The 19,245-nt window shown below is 60.8% G+C and carries 15 protein-coding genes; 4 read left to right on the top strand and 11 right to left on the bottom strand.

From position 1 onward, the window contains the following. Positions 1–5 precede the first annotated feature (5 nt). The 6 genes from HMPREF2765_RS01540 to galU form a co-directional block, all read right to left on the bottom strand. Entirely contained in the window at positions 6–1,190 is a 1,185-nt protein-coding gene (locus HMPREF2765_RS01540) for a glycine betaine ABC transporter substrate-binding protein (protein WP_070604094.1), read from the bottom strand. Then, positions 1,190–1,699: an NUDIX domain-containing protein gene (locus HMPREF2765_RS01535; RefSeq protein ID WP_005508451.1), complete on the bottom strand. Its 510-nt coding sequence runs from the start codon at positions 1,697–1,699 to the stop codon at positions 1,190–1,192. Before HMPREF2765_RS01535 ends, HMPREF2765_RS01540 begins: the two co-directional genes overlap by 1 nt. Positions 1,700–1,725: 26 nt before the next feature. Continuing rightward, on the bottom strand, positions 1,726–2,958 hold the full coding sequence (locus tag HMPREF2765_RS01530; RefSeq protein WP_053088884.1) for a LysR substrate-binding domain-containing protein: 1,233 nt from the start codon (positions 2,956–2,958) through the stop codon (positions 1,726–1,728). A 96-nt stretch (positions 2,959–3,054) separates the two neighbouring features. Continuing rightward, positions 3,055–3,555 (bottom strand): DedA family protein, encoded by a 501-nt coding sequence (locus HMPREF2765_RS01525; RefSeq protein WP_049353331.1) that lies wholly within the window; start codon positions 3,553–3,555, stop codon positions 3,055–3,057. A 422-nt stretch (positions 3,556–3,977) separates the two neighbouring features. Further along, positions 3,978–5,627 carry a hypothetical protein gene (locus HMPREF2765_RS01520; RefSeq protein ID WP_070604093.1) on the bottom strand — a complete coding sequence of 550 codons (1,650 nt, stop codon included), beginning with the start codon at positions 5,625–5,627 and terminating at the stop codon, positions 3,978–3,980. A 321-nt stretch (positions 5,628–5,948) separates the two neighbouring features. Next, positions 5,949–6,857, bottom strand: a complete 909-nt coding sequence (galU, locus tag HMPREF2765_RS01515) for a UTP--glucose-1-phosphate uridylyltransferase GalU (protein WP_005508447.1) — start codon at positions 6,855–6,857, stop codon at positions 5,949–5,951. A gap of 339 nt (positions 6,858–7,196) precedes the next feature. On the opposite strand from galU, the gene HMPREF2765_RS01510 reads away from it, so the two are divergent. Both HMPREF2765_RS01510 and HMPREF2765_RS01505 read left to right on the top strand, forming a co-directional pair. Continuing rightward, complete coding sequence (locus HMPREF2765_RS01510) at positions 7,197–7,865, top strand: 5-formyltetrahydrofolate cyclo-ligase (protein ID WP_246824906.1); 669 nt, start codon at positions 7,197–7,199, stop codon at positions 7,863–7,865. Positions 7,866–8,095: 230 nt separating this feature from the next. After that, entirely contained in the window at positions 8,096–8,281 is a 186-nt protein-coding gene (locus tag HMPREF2765_RS01505; RefSeq protein ID WP_005508445.1) for an FmdB family zinc ribbon protein, read from the top strand. A gap of 92 nt (positions 8,282–8,373) precedes the next feature. Here HMPREF2765_RS01505 and HMPREF2765_RS01500 read toward each other — a convergent pair whose 3' ends face one another. From HMPREF2765_RS01500 to HMPREF2765_RS01480, 5 genes are all read right to left on the bottom strand, one after another. Continuing rightward, the gene (locus HMPREF2765_RS01500; protein WP_141744676.1) at positions 8,374–8,676 is read right to left on the bottom strand and encodes a hypothetical protein; all 303 of its coding nucleotides are present in this window, start codon (positions 8,674–8,676) and stop codon (positions 8,374–8,376) included. Next, positions 8,669–12,670, bottom strand: coding sequence for a DEAD/DEAH box helicase (locus HMPREF2765_RS01495; RefSeq protein WP_070604091.1), 4,002 nt, complete (start codon positions 12,668–12,670; stop codon positions 8,669–8,671). The genes HMPREF2765_RS01500 and HMPREF2765_RS01495 overlap by 8 nt, the downstream gene beginning before the upstream one ends. Positions 12,671–12,793: 123 nt before the next feature. Then, on the bottom strand, positions 12,794–13,252 hold the full coding sequence (locus HMPREF2765_RS01490; protein ID WP_012903100.1) for a hypothetical protein: 459 nt from the start codon (positions 13,250–13,252) through the stop codon (positions 12,794–12,796). A gap of 87 nt (positions 13,253–13,339) precedes the next feature. After that, positions 13,340–14,140 carry a MurR/RpiR family transcriptional regulator gene (locus HMPREF2765_RS01485; protein WP_231840311.1) on the bottom strand — a complete coding sequence of 267 codons (801 nt, stop codon included), beginning with the start codon at positions 14,138–14,140 and terminating at the stop codon, positions 13,340–13,342. A gap of 254 nt (positions 14,141–14,394) precedes the next feature. Next, entirely contained in the window at positions 14,395–16,032 is a 1,638-nt protein-coding gene (locus HMPREF2765_RS01480; RefSeq protein ID WP_070599077.1) for an alpha-glucoside-specific PTS transporter subunit IIBC, read from the bottom strand. Positions 16,033–16,451: 419 nt separating this feature from the next. On the opposite strand from HMPREF2765_RS01480, the gene HMPREF2765_RS01475 reads away from it, so the two are divergent. Together HMPREF2765_RS01475 and HMPREF2765_RS01470 are read left to right on the top strand one after the other, a co-directional pair. Then, positions 16,452–17,330, top strand: a complete 879-nt coding sequence (locus tag HMPREF2765_RS01475; RefSeq protein WP_049346414.1) for an endonuclease/exonuclease/phosphatase family protein — start codon at positions 16,452–16,454, stop codon at positions 17,328–17,330. A 73-nt stretch (positions 17,331–17,403) separates the two neighbouring features. Further along, positions 17,404–19,218, top strand: a complete 1,815-nt coding sequence (locus tag HMPREF2765_RS01470; protein ID WP_070604090.1) for a glycoside hydrolase family 13 protein — start codon at positions 17,404–17,406, stop codon at positions 19,216–19,218. Positions 19,219–19,245: the final 27 nt, after the last annotated feature.

Here is a 19,245-nt window from a genome sequence, read left to right as displayed (position 1 = left end):
ATGATTTACTTTCTAGGGTGATCCAAAATGAATTGTGCTGCGTCATCATCTGCGATGGGGTTGGAACCGCTAGTCAGACGCAACAGGAACGAGAGGTTACCCGTGTCTAATGTAGATGATACGCGGTTAATTGCCGTACGGGCGCTATCTGGCAGGGTACGGCGAATAATGGGCACCAGTTGCTGCTGCAAAAGCGCCGTCGAGGGGTCTTCCAGGGTGACCAGGCGATTCTCTTCAATCGCGGAGTCGCTGCTGTGTAGCAGGGTCACCTGCACGGTGTCTGCGGTGAGGGCGTTGACGCGCTCGGCGGGGTCGTCCTGAATCTTCGGGTCGTGCACACGGTAACGGTAGAGGCTACGCAAAGAATCCACGCCGTAGGTGCCGCTGGAGTACCCGGTCGGGATGGAGAACGCCAGGGAAGACTGCACCTCACGCAGGTTCGCGAGGGAGTTGAGCTTGTGGCGGGCACTCACGGCGCGGGTAGTGACCAGCACATCCTTGTTGGTGGCGCTAGCACCGTTGAGAAGCATGAGCTCTTCGGGCAGGATGCGCGAGATGGCGTTGGTCATGTCGGTGGTGCTCATGGCGCGCAGGTTGATGGGGTCTGCGGAGCGGGTGGAGCTTGCGGTGGGGCTTGCGGTACCGTCCGTAGCATGCGCGGAGGCGGTGCTCTCCTCCGCGGTGGGGGTAGCTGCCGGGGGCAGGGTCACGCCTGCCGCTTGAGCGGAGGCGCTCACGGAGGCGGCGATGCGTTCGTTATGGGCGGCGGCGGGGCTGATTTTGCCGTCGTCGGTCAGGTAGAGCAGTAGGTCGCCGCTGTAGTCGATGACCAGGTCCAACGCTTCAGGGGCGGCGGCAGTGGTGCTACCGGTTTCCTCATCGTCGGGCAGAGTAGCGGTAGGGGTGGCGGAGTTAGCCGAAGGAACCATGAGCCCGCGCAGGGCGGTAGCGCGGCTGTTGTCGGTGTCAACAAGTTCAACGGAGTAGCCAATCTGTCGCAGGGCGCGCGCGTACACGTGCGCTACGGCGCGCATTTCACGCAGAGCACCGTAGCCGATGCGCAGAGTGCCGTAGCTGGACGCGGAAGGGTCCACCTGGGGGGTAGCGTCATTATTCCCGCAGGCGGCGAGCAGCGGCATGAGCGCCAGGGAGGTGAGAGCCGCACGGCGGGTGAGGGTCAGTCGGTTCATTAGGGAAGCTTCCGTGCGTTTTCATCGGCAAGAAATTCGCGGTATTCGCGTGCCCAGCTAGCGGCGTTGGAGTAGCCCATCATGGAGGCTACCTCGTCGATGAGGGTGCCGTAGCGGATGGTGTCCAGCTCAGCGATGGGTACCCAGCGTGCAGTGTCGGAGGAGCCGTTGATTTCGTGGCGCAGTTCGCCGGTGACAATGTGGGCACGGAAAACCACCCGCAGGGCGCAGAAGGGTAGCGCTTGCGGGTCTTTCTGGGTGGAGCGCACAGGGAAGTGTCCGGCGTGCACGCCCAGAATGTCTTCAATGGCGACGCTGTAACCGGTCTCTTCGAGGGTCTCTCGTAGCGCGGTTTCGTCGGCCTGTTCACCGGGTTCCATGCCGCCACCGGGCAGGGACCAGAGGGGGCTGAGCGCGCGGTCTTCGGGCACCCAGCGGGTCATGAGCAGCTTGCCCTGCTCGATGATGACTGCGTAGGCTGCGGGTCGGGTTTCCATTGCTAATGCCATGGTTTGATTTTACCGTCTATCGTTCTTTAGCGTTTCTTGCCGCGGCGTGCGCTGGCAGCTTTGGCGGACTGTCGAGCGTGCTGGCGCGCGTTGCCGTTTTTCTTGGCGTTAGCGCGCTTTTTATCGCGTGCTTCGCGGCGGGCGTTGGCGGCTCGTGCCTTCGCTTTTTCCTTTGCCTTTTCGGCGGCAATGCGTTCGGCGCGTGCCTGCCGGGTTTCGCTACCGCGCTCGCTAGTTGCGGTGCGGCCACGCACAATGCCGATGAAGTCCTGCAGGAGCGCTTCGAGCTCTTCGCTGCGCGGCTCGCCCTTGGGGGCACGCGGCCAGACCAGGTGCACCGGGTAGAGGTCCAGGCCCGCAACGGGGCGATAGGTGAGGTCCTTGCGGTGGTAGAAACGCGCAATGGACATGGGCACAATGTACAGGCCCACACCGGCGGCAACCAGCTCGATGGTTTCCTTATCGGTCAGACCTTCGGGCACGATGCGGCCGGCACTCTCACGCCATGCGCGGGAGACTTCCTCATAGGCGGGAATATCGGAGGCGGGCTGCAGCAGGAACTCCTCGGCAAGCTCCTCCACGGGCACCTCATCGAGCACGGTGAGCACGTGGTCCACGGGCAGAATGACCACGGGCAGCTCCTCGTAGAGGCGGATGCTGTGGTACTTCTCGCCGTCGGTGCTTGCCGGTTCGCGGTCGGGGCGCACAATGCTCATGTGCGCGAAGGGATTCTCGGGTACGTGCTTAGGCTCAATGGGGGCGTGCTCGATACCTTCGACAGGCGCCTCAGAGACCGCGGATGCTTCGGAGACGGCGGTTCCCTCTTCTGCAGACCCAGCGGCGGATTCAACGGAGGATCCAGCGGCGGGGTTATCGGCGGGATCAATCAGGCACAGGTCCTGATGCAGGGAGTCCAGGCCGCGCGCCTCACGCACGGGCACCTCCGCCAGCTGCACGCGGTCACCGAAACGCTCATGCCAGCGGTTGAACCACTTACCGGGCATGATTGCCGGCACGTAGCTAACACGCAGCACGGAGCGCTGCAGCACGGGGACGGGCAGAGCCTCCGGGGTCTGGATCATCGCCAGCTGCTCGGGATGCAGGTACACGCGAGTGGGGGCCTCGGTGGGCGCTTCGGTTTCTACCTCGTCGATAGCGTTTTCGGACGCGTTCTGCTCGGGGTCGATTGCGGTGAGGGCAGGGTCGTTGACGGGCTGCTCTTCGGGGGTGCCTGCAGTGGAGGATGCGGATGAACTCATCCCTCCACGCTAGCACATCTTGGGCGGGGGTATTGAGGGCAGGTGAGCGGGCACAACCCGGCGAGATAGTGCACCTATCCCCTGCTGGAGGTAGGACTAGTTCTCGGCGATGTTATCCGCAGTGTTCTCAACGGTTTCGCGATTAATGCGGCGTTCGCGCAGCTGAGCCACAATGACCATCACCGTAATAACAATGGCAAGGGCGAGGGGGAACATCCACGGCTCCAGGCCGAGGGCCGCAAGAATTGCGAAGCCAATCGTGGTGTAAATACACGCCCACATGAAGGTTCCAACCAGCATCGCGGGAACCCAACGGCGTAGAGGCATTTTCGTGAAGCCGGTCGTGATGATGACCGCGGTTTGCAGACCCACGGTGAGAAAGCAGAGGGGCACAGCAATAACGCCCCACCGGTTAATCAAGCGGCGCGCTTTACGGTAGAGCGGGCTGTCCATTGCTTTGCGGATGCGGTCGAGGCGGGCGCCGCCTTCAGCAGCGAGCGCGCCAAGAGCGTACACGATGCTGGTGCGGACGATTCCGACCACCCACATGAAAGCTAGGGCAACCTCAATTGGGAGTGCGTCAAACCAATCTTTCACCCGGCTATTCTCTCATGAGTGGGCGATATTAACCTGATTGAAGGTTTTTTGAGGCTTCTTATTCGACTTTTGGAGGGGTCAGAAAATTTTTTTAAATTTTTTCAGCCGGGGGTTATTGCCCCTTGTCGCCTGCAATGGCGCGGATTTTACTTAGGGCAACCTTAGTTTATTGACAGGGTGTCGCTATTTTCAGCTTGTCACCCGCACGGGAATTAGGATATATTTTTATTACCGAATAGGGCAGGCCTTGTGGGAAGGCCTTCCTAATCGGTCTAGAAGACTTTCTTCCTGTGTGTGATGCTAGAAAAGGAACCCCATGGACGGGGTTCCTTTTCTTTTTAACTTCTTCCCAATCATCCCCAGGCATACAAAAACCCCGACAGTGTGAACTGTCGGGGTTTTATGCGTGTCTGGAGCAAAGTCTACTTCTTACCCTGGTTCTTGTCCTGGCGGTGCAGTGCACTCAGCGGCTTAGGCAGCTGAACCGGGTTCCAGGTGTTGCTAACCGCCTCAAAGGAGGAGCCGGCACCGGGGTGACGGTTCGTCGAACGAACACCGCCGGTCGCAGTAGCACCGGTCGAAAGAACCGAATCGTTCAGCGAGGCGATATCCAGCGCATCGAACTCGGAATCGTCCAGGACATCAGGCAGAGGAATCTCTTCGGGAATCGGCTGAGCGGGAGCCTGAGTAGCAGGTGCCGCAGGTGCCTGACGGACGGGCGAGCCGTCGCGCAGAGCCTGGCGAGCCACCGGCTGATCCGACTGAATAGCTGGCTGCTGAGCAGGAGCTGCTACCGGCTGTGCAGGTGCCTGGGTGGCTGGTGCAGGCTGAGCTGCTACCGGCTTGGCGGGAGCCTGTACGGGTGCCTGAGCGGGCTGTGCAGGCTGAGCAGACGGCACGCGCTGAGCGCGTTGAGGCTGCACCGGCTGGGGCTGAGCGGGCTGGCTCGGAACAACCGGAGCCTGAGCCACCTGAGGCTGTGCAGCAGTACGCGGTGCACCGGAGGAAGTAGCGGAACCGCTCTCCTGGTCAAAGAGCACGCTACCGCGGCGAATCGGCTGGAAGCGGCTCGGACGCTGCTGGCGGCGCTCCTGACGGTGACCTGCGGGCGCCTCCGCCGGGCGGGCAGAACGGGCAGGTACGGGACGAGAAGAATGAGCAGGTGCCGCAGCAGGCGCTTCCGCACGAGGAGCCGCCTCGGGAGCCTCATCGGAGGACTCCACCGCAATGTGCGCACGGCTCGGGCGTGCCGCCTCACGGCTCACGTTGCGGACAGTAGTCTCACGGGTTGCGGGGCGAGCCTGATGTGCAGGCTCTTCGACAGCTTCAGCTTCCGGCGCTTCAGTATCCTCTACAGGCTCAGAAGCGTCATCGTAAGCTTTTTCGTCGTCAGACTCTTCATACGCCTCAGCGTTGTTATCCTCGGCATCTTCTGCTTCTGCCTTGGCGTGGCGCTCATCGCGGTTCGCCTTAATCTGGTTGCTAAGAGACTCCAGCAGACCAAAACGGCTTACAGCCCACGCACCACCGGCAAGAATCAGGAAGAGAACAGCCCAACCCCACGCCAGAACTCCAAAGAGCGCCAACAGGCCGGTGACCAGGGCAAGCACGCCCAGACCAGCCGCAACCAGCAGGGCGATACCGCTCAGGCTCGAGGTATCAAAGTAGGACAGCGGCGAGGGCTTCGACTCCTCCACCACCGGAATCTCATCGGTGTAGGGAGCAGTCGGGGAAGAATCACGAATCTGCGAAATAGAAGCCGTATCCGGGGCAGGCTGAACAGCATCCTCTACGGCGTGAGAGGAACGGGAAGAAGCCTGTGGAAGAGCAGAAGAGGGTAGGGAGGTACCCGGCGCCACCGCATGATCGGAAGACTGGTACGCCTCCGACTCGTTCAGCAACACACCGGCGGAGGCGAGAATATCCTCCGCGGTACGCTCAGCACTAATCAGGGGACGTTCAGGCTCCATGACAGGGCCAGCGGGCGCGCGACGCAGGCTCCTGGGCACAAACCACAGCAGCAAAATCACGGTCAGAATTACCAACACGCCGGAGGTGTTCAAAAGCGTCATATTCAGGTCGCCCTCTATCGTCCCTTTATCCCTAGACTTTAATCATACCCTTATATTCCCAATGCTTTCCATAAGCGGCAAGAATCGGGCTGGATATGCACATATACCCCTGAAGGAATATGCACACTACAACGTCGTCGCGTCCCTGCACAAGGCACACCCTGGGCCCTCGCCCAGTAGCACCCCAAGCACATAATAGACACATACGACGCAAAGGAAGGCGCCCTCCCTTGGGGCTAAAACGCCCCACCGGAAAGAACGCCTTCCTCAGCGTGGTTGGTATTTATCGGTTGCCCTCTTTAGAGAGCGGGTGCAGAGTAATTAGCAGTTCTCTGCAACAAAGTCCTTCAGCCATGCGCGCAGGTCGTCACCGAACTCGGGGCGCTCGGCAGCAAGAATAACGTTTGCCTTCAGGTAGGACAGCTTGTCACCGGTGTCGAAACGGCGGCCGGAGAAGACCACACCGTAGACACCTTCGCCTTCGCCCTCACCCTGAGCCAGAGTCTGCAGAGCGTCGGTCAGCTGAATCTCGCCGCCGCGGCCCGGAGCGGTGTTCTCCAGAACTTCGAAGACCTTCGGGCTCAGAACGTAACGGCCAATCACAGCGTAGTTCGAGGGAGCCTCATCAGCAGCAGGCTTCTCAACCAGGCCGGTGATTTTAACGAAACCGTCTTCGCCCTCAACAGCCTCAATAGCAGCTGCGCCGTAAGCAGAAATAGCCTCGCGGGGAACCTCCATCAGAGCAACGACAGAACCGCCGGTGCGCTCCTGGACCTCCACCATACGAGCGAGCAGGTCTTCCTTCTCGTCAATCAGGTCATCGCCGAGCAGAACAGCGAATGCTTCGTCACCAACGTGGCGCTTTGCGCGCAGAACAGCGTGGCCCAGACCCTTGGGGTCGCCCTGACGCACGTAGTGCAGGTCGCCACCCATCTCATTGGTAGCTACCACGGATGCGAGTAGGGCGTCCTTACCCTGCTCAGCGAGCTGCTGCTCCAGAACGGGAACGCGGTCGAAGTGATCCTCGAGAGCGCGCTTGTTACGGCCGGTAATCATCAGAACGTCGTTCAGACCGGCACGGATTGCTTCCTCCACCACGTACTGAATCGCGGGGCGATCAACGACGGGGAGCATTTCCTTGGGGGTTGCCTTCGTTGCGGGCAGGAATCGGGTGCCCAGACCAGCAGCAGGAATAACTGCCTTAGTAACAGACTTAATTTCAGTAGCCATGCCACAAGAATACCCTAAGTTGTAAAGTACTTAAGGCGATTTATAGACACTATGACATGAAAAAATCTTCAACGTGACTAACTACATATCCACAGCGGCCCATTCTTCGGTGTGCAAAGAAAATGCACCCCACAGAACTCAGCACTATTTTTCTCAAACCCTATACTAAAAAGTGGAATCCACGTCCCCGCAGATATAGGTCAATTTTCACCACCCACCAGGGCAGTTTTACCCTGCGCACGGATACCTCTCAGCATAGAGTGAACGCACCTTACTTCCTACGGGACGCGCCACTCCCCAACCCTTCACACAAGACCCGCAACGACGATGGGACACACCATGCACCTCAACACAACCCCCGCCACCAGCAACTCCGACGCCGGTGCCAGCGCAGACGATATCTCCCTAGACAAAGACATTCTCCGCTCCCAAATCCGCCCGCGCCGCCTCACCGCACGCAGCCACCGCGGCGAACACGGCCTGCAGCAGATGCAGGAGCTCTTCACCGCCCACATCCTCGAGGCGGTTGCGCAGCGGGTCCACTCCCCCGGTACCATCGCGGCGTACCTGCCCACCAAGTCCGAACCGCCCATCGTCGAGGCGCTAACCCGCCTGCACAAGGACGGACACCGCATCCTTGTGCCCGTCGTACGCCCCGGTCGCAAACTCGCCTGGGTGCACTGGGACCCCACCGTTGAGCATCCGCTCAGCCCCATGGGCATCCCCGAACCCGAAGGCGAAGAACAAGACACGCAAGCATTCATTGACGCCGACCTGCGTCTCATCCCCGCCCTTGCTTTTGATGCAGGCGGGCACCGCCTCGGTCAGGGAGGCGGCTACTACGACCGGATTATCCCCCTGCTCAGCGACCAGCAGCTCACCGGCCGGAGCATCGGCATTGTCTTCAGCGACGAAATCTACGAAACCATTCCCTACGACCAGTGGGACGCTATTCTACCGGTGATTCTCACCGAGCGGGGCATTTTCCTCGCTCACCAGCAGGGCTAAAAGCACCCGGCTCACCCACGCCCGATTCGCTCTTGATTGACACCCAAATCTTTATGCAAAAACGCAAAGATATGCAGGAACACACCAACAAAATCACTCACGAAAAAGACGAAAAGAAACAGAAATAGCTATTTGAGAAGAAAACGCAAATAGCTCCCAACCTTTCAAAAGCGGTACACTCAAACCACGTTAATAAACCATCCCAGCGAAAACGGATACAGAAGGACAAAATGCCGGTCTACGTTTACCAGTGCAAGAATTGCAACCACGTCTTTGAACAGCGCCAGTCCTTTAGCGACGATGCACTGCGCATCTGCCCGCAGTGCGGCGAAGAAACCCTGCGCAAGCGCTACAACACCGTCGGAGTGACCTTCAAGGGCTCCGGCTTCTACAGCACCGACAAGGGCAACTCCTAAACGGGGTCCCACACCAGCCCAAAAGAGGGGCGGGGCAACACAGGTTGCCCCGCCCCTCGGCGTTTTAAGAAGTGCTCTCCCTCAGGAAGACGCTACACGATATTGTTACCCCAGTGCGGAGGACGCTGCTGACGCATCCATTCCAGACGCTCACGCTCCTCCGGGGTCAGCGGCTGCGCAGAAGCAGCCGCCTTCTGAGAACTCGCCTTCTGGGGGTTCTGCTTCTGGGCATCAGCTTTCTTCGGGGAAGCCCCCGCGGCAGAGGAAGTACCCGAAGCCACAACCGGAGGCGTCGTCACACCCACCAGCAGAGGCTCAGCCCCGCTCACCGAGCCGCCGCCGCTCACACGACGGTGACCGCGGCGAGGCTTCGGCGTCGACGAATAACTAGCCACGAACCTCAGCGCCCTCATCCATATCCAGGTAGTGCAGCACGCGCGCCACCACAGCGTCCGGATCGGCGAAAACCTCCAGGGTGCCCAGCGTAATGTAGTTCCAGCCCGTGCGGCTCAGACGCTCCGGCAGCAGGCGGGTACGCTCACGCACCGAAGCACGCGCATAATTCGGCTCACCATCGGAGCACGCCACCAGCGGCATAGCCGCCGGAACACTCGGGTTCGAAGAGACCACGGGAGCCACACCCAGCGCGGGAACCGGCTCAGCCGCCAGCTTCTCCGGGGCGTGCGCAATCAGAGCGATATCGCCCTCACCGCGGGTCACACGCACACCGCGAGCCTGCAGACGCGCCACCAAATCGTTCAGCAGCCAGTCGCCCAAATCCGGGGTGTCCGCGTCGTCGGCGGCCAAGAACGCGTTACGCGGCAGGGTCTCCGGCACGCGCTGTGCCTTCGCCTCGGCCTCTTCGCGGGCCTGGCGCTCCGCGTGCTCACGCAGCAGGTGGTAGAAGTCGACCGCGCCGTGGTGTAGCTTCTGCGGGTCCAGCTCGGTCGGGTCGATGCACGAAACGATGCGCAGGGCCCGGCGGGCGCGAGTCAGCGCCACGACAAAGCCCTGACGGCCGTGCTCGGTGGAGAGCTGACCCAGGTCATAGGAGGCCTGGCCCAGGCGGGCGCGTCCCACACCCAGCGAGAAGATTACGGTGTCGCGTTCGAGGGTCTCGGCGCGTGTCAGGTCGACCACGCGGAAAGACTCCTCGCCGGCGGCAAAGAACGGGGCGAGCTGCGGGTACAGGTTCAGGGCGTGACGCACCGATTCGGCCACGCGCTGAGCATGCTTGGGGCTGGCCGTCACGACCGCGAGGGAGCGGTCGGGGGTGCGGTAGGCGTGCTCCAGCACCAGGTTCGTGACGCGCTCGACCTCAACGCCGGGCGAATCAAGGTTCGCGTTATCGCTCACCTTGCCGCGAGTGTCGATGTACTCCACGGTCAGGGTTGCGGCCGGCTGCGAGGAGGCGCGGCTCACCGGGGCGGCGTGCAGCTGCGAATCGTAGAACTCACGGTTCAGGTAGTCGAGAATCACCGGGTCCATGCTGCGGTGCAGCATGGCCAGGGTGCGGTTCGGCAGTACCGTGGCGAGCACGTCGAAGGTACTGTCCAGCTGTTCATCGGCGGGGTCCGGCGCTCCGAAGGTCGGTGCGGACACGATGAACGGCGAGGGGTATCCCGAGTGCGGGTCGCCCAGGGCGATCACCTGGTCGGCGCGGGTGATAGCCGGCAGGTTGGCCGCCAGCGGGGTGGATTCAGAGTCCAGCAGGATGGCCGCGTCAAAACGCATCGAGGCCGGCACCTTGCGGGCCAGGGCGAAGGGGCTGGCGGTCCACAGGGGCAGCAGGGTGCGCGCCATGACGGGCGCGTGCGTCAGCAGCTCCTCCAGCACGAACTCGTAGCCGCGCAGCTGGCTCTTCAGGTAGGCCGCCTGGTCGTGCTCGGATTCGATGCGGTCGGTCCACACGCGCGCGACCTTTGCCAGAAGGCGGGCCGGGGCGCTGGTCATGTGGGCGTAGTCGGCGCGACGGAAGCGGGATTCGGTGTCTCGCAGGCGGTCGCCGTCCAGCAGTTTACCCTCGTGGCGTTCCAGCAGGTATTCCAGCGCGGACTGCCACCAGGCGAGCTCCAGCTCGGCCGCGACAACTTCGGTCGGTACCTGACGGGCGTACAGGTCATCCAGCAGCTCGGACAGGCCGCGTTCGTGAAGCTTCTGCTGGAGCGCGTCACGTTCGGGCAGGGTCATGAGCAGGACGCGGTCGTCCATGAGGGCGTCCAGGCGGGCGTCCAAAACGTCCAGGTCGGTGCGCACAAAGTCGGTGCCGTCGATCGTATCGGCAAGCACGATACCCAAGCCCGCCAGCTCGGACACCAGGGAGTTCAGGGCGTCGGCCAGCTGATCCAGGTTCTGCGGAATCTGCGGGGTGCGGGGCGCCTCAATGTGGCGAATCCACTCGGCACGCTCAGCCTGAACCACCTTCAGCTGCTCGTGCAGGTCACCGATATTCACGCCGGGCAGGATGTATTCCTTCGCCGCGCGGCGCAGGCGGGAACGCTGCATACTGCTCATCTCGATGCCGTTCTCACGGCGCCACGAACCGGAGGCAGTCGCCGCAATCAGGTCGGTCACCGGGCGGTCGTAGACATCCGCACGGAAACGCTTGAGCGTCTCACGGATACGCATCAGAATCGCCAGCTGCGACTCCCACTCAGCGATGGTGCGGCCGCGGCGCAGACCCAGCATGGCGCTGGTCTGGTTCATCGCCTCACGCAGGTTCAGCAGGGAGGACTTGAGGGTAATGACCAGGGCGTACGCCTCGGCGGCTTCCTCGTCATTGACCAGGCGGGCACGGTACCACGGGGAGGTGCGCGAAGCCGCCGCAAAACCATCAATCTCACCCAGACGCACCAGCTCGGCACGCACCTGCTCACGCTCCAAGAGCGAATCGAGCATAGGGCGGTCAAAACGCACGCGGGTTGCCGGGCCGTCCTCGGAGGCGGTCAGCTCAGCCAGACGCTGCAGCGCCGAGTAGACAGAAATCTGCCAGTTGGCGTCCTTGTTCAGCAGGGCACGAGTGTGGTCGAGCAGCGCGGCACGGGTCGCCACAAGCTCTTCGTTCAGGTCCTCAGAGTTAGGCTCTTCGGCGCCCTCATTACGCACGATTGCGCGAATGAACTCGGCGCGCTGAGCCTCAGCATCGTGTTCGGCAAGCAGGTCGTAGCGCAGGCTCTCAATACCGGTGCGCTTGAGCAACGCCGAGAATTCAGCGAGGGTGGAGCGCTTCTCGCCCACCACGAGCACGGATTTACCGCGACCCATCAGGGCGGATGCAATATTCACGGCGGTACGCAGCGGCTCGGTGCCGGGCGCCGCAGTGATGGTGAAGGAGAATCCGCTGACCGCGGTGTCGACAATTTCCTGGGCGTTCGCATCAGCGTCCAGCAGGAGCATTTCTTCTGCCGGGTCGCGCTGGTCCAGGGGCTGCTGCAGGTTGTGGGCGTTGAGCTCGCGCGGCTTCACGCCGGGAACCTTCAGCGCCGCCAGGTCACGCACCAGCGGGGTGATGGCGGTGTGCGGCAGCTCGCCCAGGCTTTCCTTCAGGTCAGCGAAAGTGGAAATAAAGTACTTCGACTCAATGGTCATGCCCGGAATACGGCCTGCGGAGGCGCGCATACGCTCGATGACCGGCTCGGGGTCCAGGCGGGACATGGAGTTCGCCAGCTGCGCCACGTCCATGGTGCCCAGGTCGATGCCGTACTCCTGCTTAATCTGGCGAACCATCGCCGGGTTCAGACGTGCGGAACCGGCGAGGCGCAGCTCGAAGTCGTCGTCCTTCGGGTGCGGGGTGATGCTCAGCGGCGCCATAAGAATCGGCGCGATGAAACGCTTCTCGTAGGCGGCGGCATCCTCGCGGGTATCGTGCGAAAGCCAGGAGGCGGTACCCGCCACGAAGTAGCCGGAGTCCAGGCCGTGGTCGGTGGCGAGCTCGTAGATCTTGGTGCGCAGGGTGCGTGCGGAGCGCATGCCCGCCTCCAGCTGCGACTTCTCGCGCAGAATCGTGGAGAGGCGGGTCTTACGTCCGGCGAGCAGCTGTGCCAGGCCGGAGGGGTTCGCCTCGGACAGGTCGATGTGCACGTAGTCGACCTGGTTGAAGTCGAGCATCGCGTCGGGACCGGTGTAGACGTCCATCTGTTCCGCCCAGCGCTCAAGCCCCGCCGAGGGGTCAAAGTCCTCGTGGGCGGGGTTCAGGTGTGCGGGCAGCTCGGCGATGTTGATTTCGTCGGCTACTTCGTGGGTTTCCTCTGCTGAGGTCGCGGCGGCTGCGGCGGGCTGAGCGGTATCAGCCGGGGCGCCGGGTGCGTGTTGCGCGTCGGTAGGCTCGGGAATCTGGTTCACGTCGTGAGTGTCCTTGTGGGTCAGTGCGGTGTACGTTTGCGCGTACACACCGAAGATGGTGGTTCTTCCGGGGTCCTCTGCCCGGTGTGCCTCATGCTGTGTTTCAAGCGGGGCGGGTGTCAGTGCGCGCCTGCGTGCTTAATGCGCCGATGTGCTTAATACGCCGGGTGCTTACTTCGACCACATTGCGATGTTGGCGACGAGCAGCACTACGGTCACCAGTACGTAGAAGACCAGGGCGGGCAGAAGCGCCCAGCGGTACTTGGGCGCCAGCTCGCCTTCCAGGTTGCCGAAGCGCAGGGAGCGGAAGAGGAAGAAGCTCAGAATCGCGCCGGGCAGGTTACCGATGATGACCAACAGAATGGTCAGGTACAGGGCGTAGGCTCGTTCGGTGCGTTCGTTCTCTGCACCCGCGAGCTTGAGGGTGCCGCCCAGCAACAGGCTGAGGCATGCGTTCAGGAATGCCACGGTGAAGAAGGGAATCTTCAGGGCTGCTTGGAAGTCCATCTGGGAGTTCGCTGCACCCAGCACAATCCACAGCAGTAGCAGCGCGGGGATGATCATGAGGTACCAGAACAGGTACTTACGCATCTTCTCGGTGTTTTCGATGAGCGCGAAAATTGCGGTCACTGGGTGTCTCTTTCAGATGGTCTCAGGCGGATTCGGTCGGATTCAGGAGGAGTGAGTGAAGGAGCAGGTGGGCACAGTAATGCCTTATCAGGCGTCGGTTTCATCCCCAGCGTTGAGGGCGTCATCCACCTGGTCCTGTAGGGATTCGCGGCGCTCATTCTCAACGTGTTCAATGTAACGGCGCACGATGTAGTCCAGCAGCACCGACAGCGCAACAAAAGAGTAGTAGGGCTTACGCTGGGTGCTGATCTGGGTGGGGGTCGTCTGGTAGTGCAGGGAGTACTCGGCGTGCGAGGACATGTAGTTCACACCAATGGCGGTCACCGCAATCATGGGGATGCGGCGTAGCGCCAGCATCTTAATGTGTTCGCGCATGTTCTCGGTCTGACCGGAGAAGGACACAATGATGACCACGTCGTCCTGGGTCATATTGTTCATGGCGCTTTCGAACTCATTACGTGCCGGGATGACCTGGCAGAACTTACCGCAGACCTGCATGGACTTGGTAAATTCCTGCACAGCATTGCGCTGAGCGTAGCCGGTACCGAAGCAGTACACAGTGCGAGCCTCATGGATGCGCTTGAGCAGTCCGCTCAGCTCCATGTGCTCGAGGTAGTCATAGGTGCGCTGAATGTCTTCGCGGCCGCTCTCAATGAACCGCGGGTTGAAGGGTTCGCTGCGGTTCAGAGAGGACTTAATGAAGTACTTCAACTCAGCAAATCCGGAGAAGTTCAGCTTCTTCGTCAGGCGGATAATTGAGCTGGTCGAAGTATAAGTTTTATGTGCCAAAGAGTTGATCGTTGACTCCGCAACGAACTCTTCATTTTCTAGCATGAATGCCAAAATTTCCCGTTCAGTTTCACTGAATCGGTGCTGGTTCGCATTCACGACGTCTTGTAAATCCACTCAAAGCTCCTGAATCCGATGGTGAGCAATATATAAATAGTACACGCTCTAGGGTCATCGGCCAGGGTGGGCGAGGTTGGTCGTCTCTCACTTTGGGTGGGTGCCTCGTGCAGATTTGAGTCCGGGTGCGAGCCTGGATACAGCTTCGCCGGCGGCATCGGTGTTATCCGATACCGCCGGCGAAGTCTATACCTTATGAGGCGTTATGCCGTCAGACGGTTGAAAGCTGATTCCTCTTAGGAGAGGGTCTTAGCTTCGTTCACCATGGTCTCGAAACGCTCGCGAACCTGGGGAACGTCCATGCCGACGATGACCTGGAATGCCTTGCCCTTGCGGACGAGGCCCAGAGCACCTGCATTCTTGAAGTCTGCATCCGAGGGGCTGACGAGGGACTCATCAGCAACGGAGACACGCAGGCGGGTTGCGCAGTTGTTCACGGTGGTGATGTTCTCTGCGCCACCGAGCAGTTCGAGGAAGCCAGCTGCACGGGGTGCGTAGAGGTCGCCGTCAGCGGACTCAGCAGCTGCGCCGCCGTTCTTCTCAGCAGCCTTAGCTGCCTTGTACTCTGCCTTGCTGTAGAGCTTGGTCTCGCCGCCGTCTTCTTCACGACCGGGGGTCTTGAAGTCAAACTTCAGAATCATGAAGCGGAAGATCAGGAAGTACAGGACGGTGAAGCACAGGCCCACACCAATCTGCATGAGGTAGGTGCCGGAGTGGTTTGCCCACAGCGGGATCCAGTTCTGGAACAGGAAGTCGAGCAGACCGCCACCCATGTAACCAACCAGACCCAGCTGGTACATGATTGCTGCCATGGATGCTGCCAGGATTGCGTGGACCAGGAACAGCGGGGGTGCAAGGAACAGGAAGGTGAACTCGAGGGGCTCGGTGATACCAATCAGGATCGCGGTGAGGCAGACGGGGATCATCAGAGCGAGAACTTCCTTGCGCTTCTCGGGACGAGCAGTGGTGTAGAATGCCGCTGCGATACCGATGGGTGCAAAGACCTTGGAGTTACCGTGCAGTGCGAAGCCGCCGCCGGGGAACAGTTCCTTCAGGGGCTTGTCGCTCTTTGCGAACTCGGTCAGGTGGGTCGGCCAGTCCTTAGCAATACCGTTCGGGGTAACAACATTACCGAAGACGAACGGGGAGTAGATAAAGTGGTGCAGACCGGTCGGAATCAGGAAGCGCTCGAGGAAGGTGTAAACCCACACGCCGAGTGCGCCGGATGCGATGAAGAAGCCCTGCAGGGAGGAGATGCCGTGCTGAGCGTAGGGCCACAGCCAGGAGAACAGGAATGCCACGGGCATCATCAGGAAGAAGCAGACGCCGTAGACGTACTGGGAACCCTGGAAGATACCGAGGAAGTCGGGCAGCTTCTTGTCGAACCAGCGGTTGTGTACCCACACCACGATTGCGGAGATGATGATTGCACCGAAGATACCGGTGTCCATGGTCTTGATACCGGCGATCATCTTCAGACCGGTACCTGCCGCACTCTCAGAGATGTCGGTGGTGTAGTCCAGGTCGAAGAAACCGGTGCCGCCCTTGCCCCATACCTTGAGCATGGCGCCGACGAAGTAGTTGAAGGTCAGGTAGACCATTGCAGCTTCCATCACTGCACGTGCGTTAGCGGTCTTTGCCAGTGCAATGGGCAGACCGATCACGAAGAGCAGTTCCATCTGGTTGAAGACGGTCCATGCGCCGGACTCCCAAACGGACCAGAAGTGGTTCCACGCGCTTTCCTTGTCAGCAGCGAGGGGAATCAGGTCGCCGTTCTGTGCAATGATCGCAATACCGACCGCGAGGCCAGCGAATGCGAAGAGAAGAACGGGTGCCAGCATGGCAGAGCCGAACCTCTGTACTTTTTCCATCATGAGGCTATACGCCCTTTCGGGTTGTCGAGTGAGCGGACGCAGGTGCCGGCGATCGTTGCCGGTCTGCGGTGGCAACGCCGTATCTTTATACCCTCAAACGAAAGTATATGAGACGGGTGCCACATATCCTGCGTGCGCTAAATGCCGAATGTGTTTTAGACAGAAACAATAATGCCAGGTCATACCTGCCCACAGGTACAAAAACTGTGAGTTTTGAAAGAGTTTTTCAGAACCTGAAACATATCCCGGCACTGGTTAAAAATACTTGCTGCAGATGAGACTTTTTCCCTATTACCTAGCGCACAGAATCGATAGCATAAACAGTGCGCCCATAGAGGTCAGAGTGCATAAACACTCACCACCTCAATACGCGGTGCGCATATCATTCTTCAACCTCACACATACCCCGGACTTAATACATGCGCTTCCTCACCCTCAATACGCACAGCTGGTGCGAAATCCACCAGATTGCCAAGATCCGTACCCTCGCCAAGTTCATTATTGAACAGCAGGTGGACGTCATTGCGTTGCAGGAAGTCAACCAGCTCACCTCCACCCCCGTGGTGAAGGAGCCCCTCAACTACCGCGGCGGCGCCGGCGTTCCGGTCCGCGAAGACAACTACGCCCTGCTGCTCGTGCAGGCGCTCAACGAAATGGGTGCCACTTACGAGTGGACCCTCACCGAAACCCACATCGGTTGGGACCGTTACGACGAATGCGTAGCTATCCTCTCGCGCCTGCCGATTCGCGGTATCAAGCCCATCAATATGTCCCCCGGCTACGGCTACCACCAGGTGCAGCGCCGCGCAGCACAGGCAACGCTCATCGAAACTGAGACGGGCACCTTCTGGTGCGCTACCACCCACATGTCCTGGTGGGACTTCGACGGCGAGCCCCTCTTCGCGCAGGAATACGCACACCTCTCGCAGGAGCTTGCCGAGTGCGCCCGCACCGCACCGGTACTGCTCGGCGGCGACTTCAACTCCGCAGCACATCTGAGCAATGAAGGCTACGCGCTGGTCACCTCCAGCGGCATGGTGGATACCCGATCCCTAGCGGAGCACACCGACGGCGAGAACACCGTCCACCGCGAAATCGCCGGCTGGGAAGGTAGCACGGATGCCAAGCGCATCGACTTTGTCTTCGCTGACCGCCTGGTCGACGTGGTATCCCACGCGGTTGTCTTCCGTGACAACTCCCCCGAGGCGATCTCCGACCACAGCGGCCTGCTGCTAGAGATTGACCCCTCCAGCTGGGCGCCGGAGAGCCTCCTTACGCCCCTCACCAGCCAGTCCTAAAGGGGCATCAGACGTTAGCCGCCCGCAGAGCGGCACCACACAACACTCATCCATACCAAGGGAAGGAAGAACAATGACGACCCAGACCCAGTGGTGGCAGGAACCCGTTGTCTACCAGATTTACCCCCGCTCCTTCAACGACTCCAACGGCGACGGCATCGGCGACCTGCCCGGTATCACCGAGAAGATTCCGTACCTCGCCGACCTGGGCATTCAGGTGCTGTGGCTCTCCCCCATCTACGCGTCCCCGAACGACGATAACGGCTACGACATCTCCGACTACCGTGCCATCATGACCGAGTTCGGCACCATGGAAGACTTCGACAAGCTGCTCGAAACCGCGCACGAGCACGGCATCAAGCTCATGATGGACCTGGTCGTCAACCACACCTCCGACGAGCACGAATGGTTCAAGCAGGCACGCTCCTCCAAGGACAACCCCTACCGCGACTACTACATTTGGCGCGACCCCAAGGGCTTCGACGAGGACGGCAAGCCGATCCCGCCGAACAACTGGATTTCCTGCTTCAGCCCCTCCGTATGGGAGTGGGACGAGGCGACCGGCCAGTTCTACCTGCACTACTTCTCCATCAAGCAGCCCGACCTGAACTGGGAAAACCCGAAGGTCCGCGAAGAGGTCTACGACATCATGCGCTTCTGGCTGGACAAGGGCGTGGACGGCTTCCGCATGGACGTCATCAACCTGATTTCTAAGGACCTCTCCTTCCCCGAGGACCCGGCAGTCCTCGCTGGCGGCCTCGACAACTCCCTGGCTGTCGCAGCCAACGGCCCGCGCGTGCACGAATTCCTGCAGGAGATGAACCACGAGGTCTTGAGCAAGTACCCGGTCATGACCGTGGGCGAAACCCCCTGCGTGACCGTGGACGACGCCGCACTCTACACCGGTTTCGACCGCAACGAGCTGCAGATGGTCTTCCAGTTCGAGCACATGGATGTGGACGCCTCCGAGGGTGGCGTGACCGGCAAGTGGTCCGACCGCCGCTTCAACCTGGTTGACCTCAAGAAGGTCCTCACCCACTGGCAGGAGGGCCTGCACGGCCGCGGCTGGAACTCCCTGTACTGGAACAACCACGACCAGCCGCGCACCGTCTCCCGCTTCGGTAACGACTCCCCCGAGTACCGCACCGTCAGCGCCAAGATGCTCGGCACCGTGCTACACCTGATGCAGGGCACCCCCTACATCTACCAGGGTGAAGAGCTGGGCATGACCAACGTCTTCTTCGACGATGTGAAGGACTACAACGACCTGGAGATTCACGACTCCTGGCGCAAGTACGTTGAAGAGTCGGGCCGCGTCTCCGCCGAGGACATGCTGCGTTACATCAGTGCCTCCGGCCGCGACAACGCACGCACCCCCATGCAGTGGACCGCCGGTGAGAACGCAGGCTTCACCACCGGCACCCCGTGGCTGAAGCTGAACCCGCGCTACACCGAAATCAACGCGGAGGCAGAGCTCGCCGACCAGGATTCGGTGTTCTACCACTACCGCGATCTGATTAGCCTGCGCCGCGAGTACCCGATCATCCTGACCGGCGAGTACCGCCTCCTGGATGAAGAGGATAACCAGGTCTACGCCTACCTGCGCGTGAACTCCGATGAGGACGCCGCTGCAACCGGCGAGCGCGCCCTGTTGGTCGTCGCCAACTTCACCGATGACACCGTGCAGCTGAACTACGCGGGCGGCAACCTGGATTCGGTGGTGCTGACCAACTCGCAGGCTCTCTCCCCGACTGAGCTGAAGGCAATCGAGAACACCCCGAAGCTGATTAGCTCGAACTACCGCGATGAGAACCGCGAGTTCACCGACGAAGGCACCCTGCTGCGCCCCTACGAGGCGAAGGTCTACCTCTTCGGTAACGCTAAGTAGGCACGCCCCAAAAATGTAATGCGCGAG

The organism is Rothia sp. HMSC062H08 (assembly GCF_001810775.1).
GTDB lineage: Bacteria > Actinomycetota > Actinomycetes > Actinomycetales > Micrococcaceae > Rothia.
The sequence above is the reverse complement of the archived record's forward strand: the minus strand, read 5'-3'. Positions and strand labels throughout refer to the sequence as shown.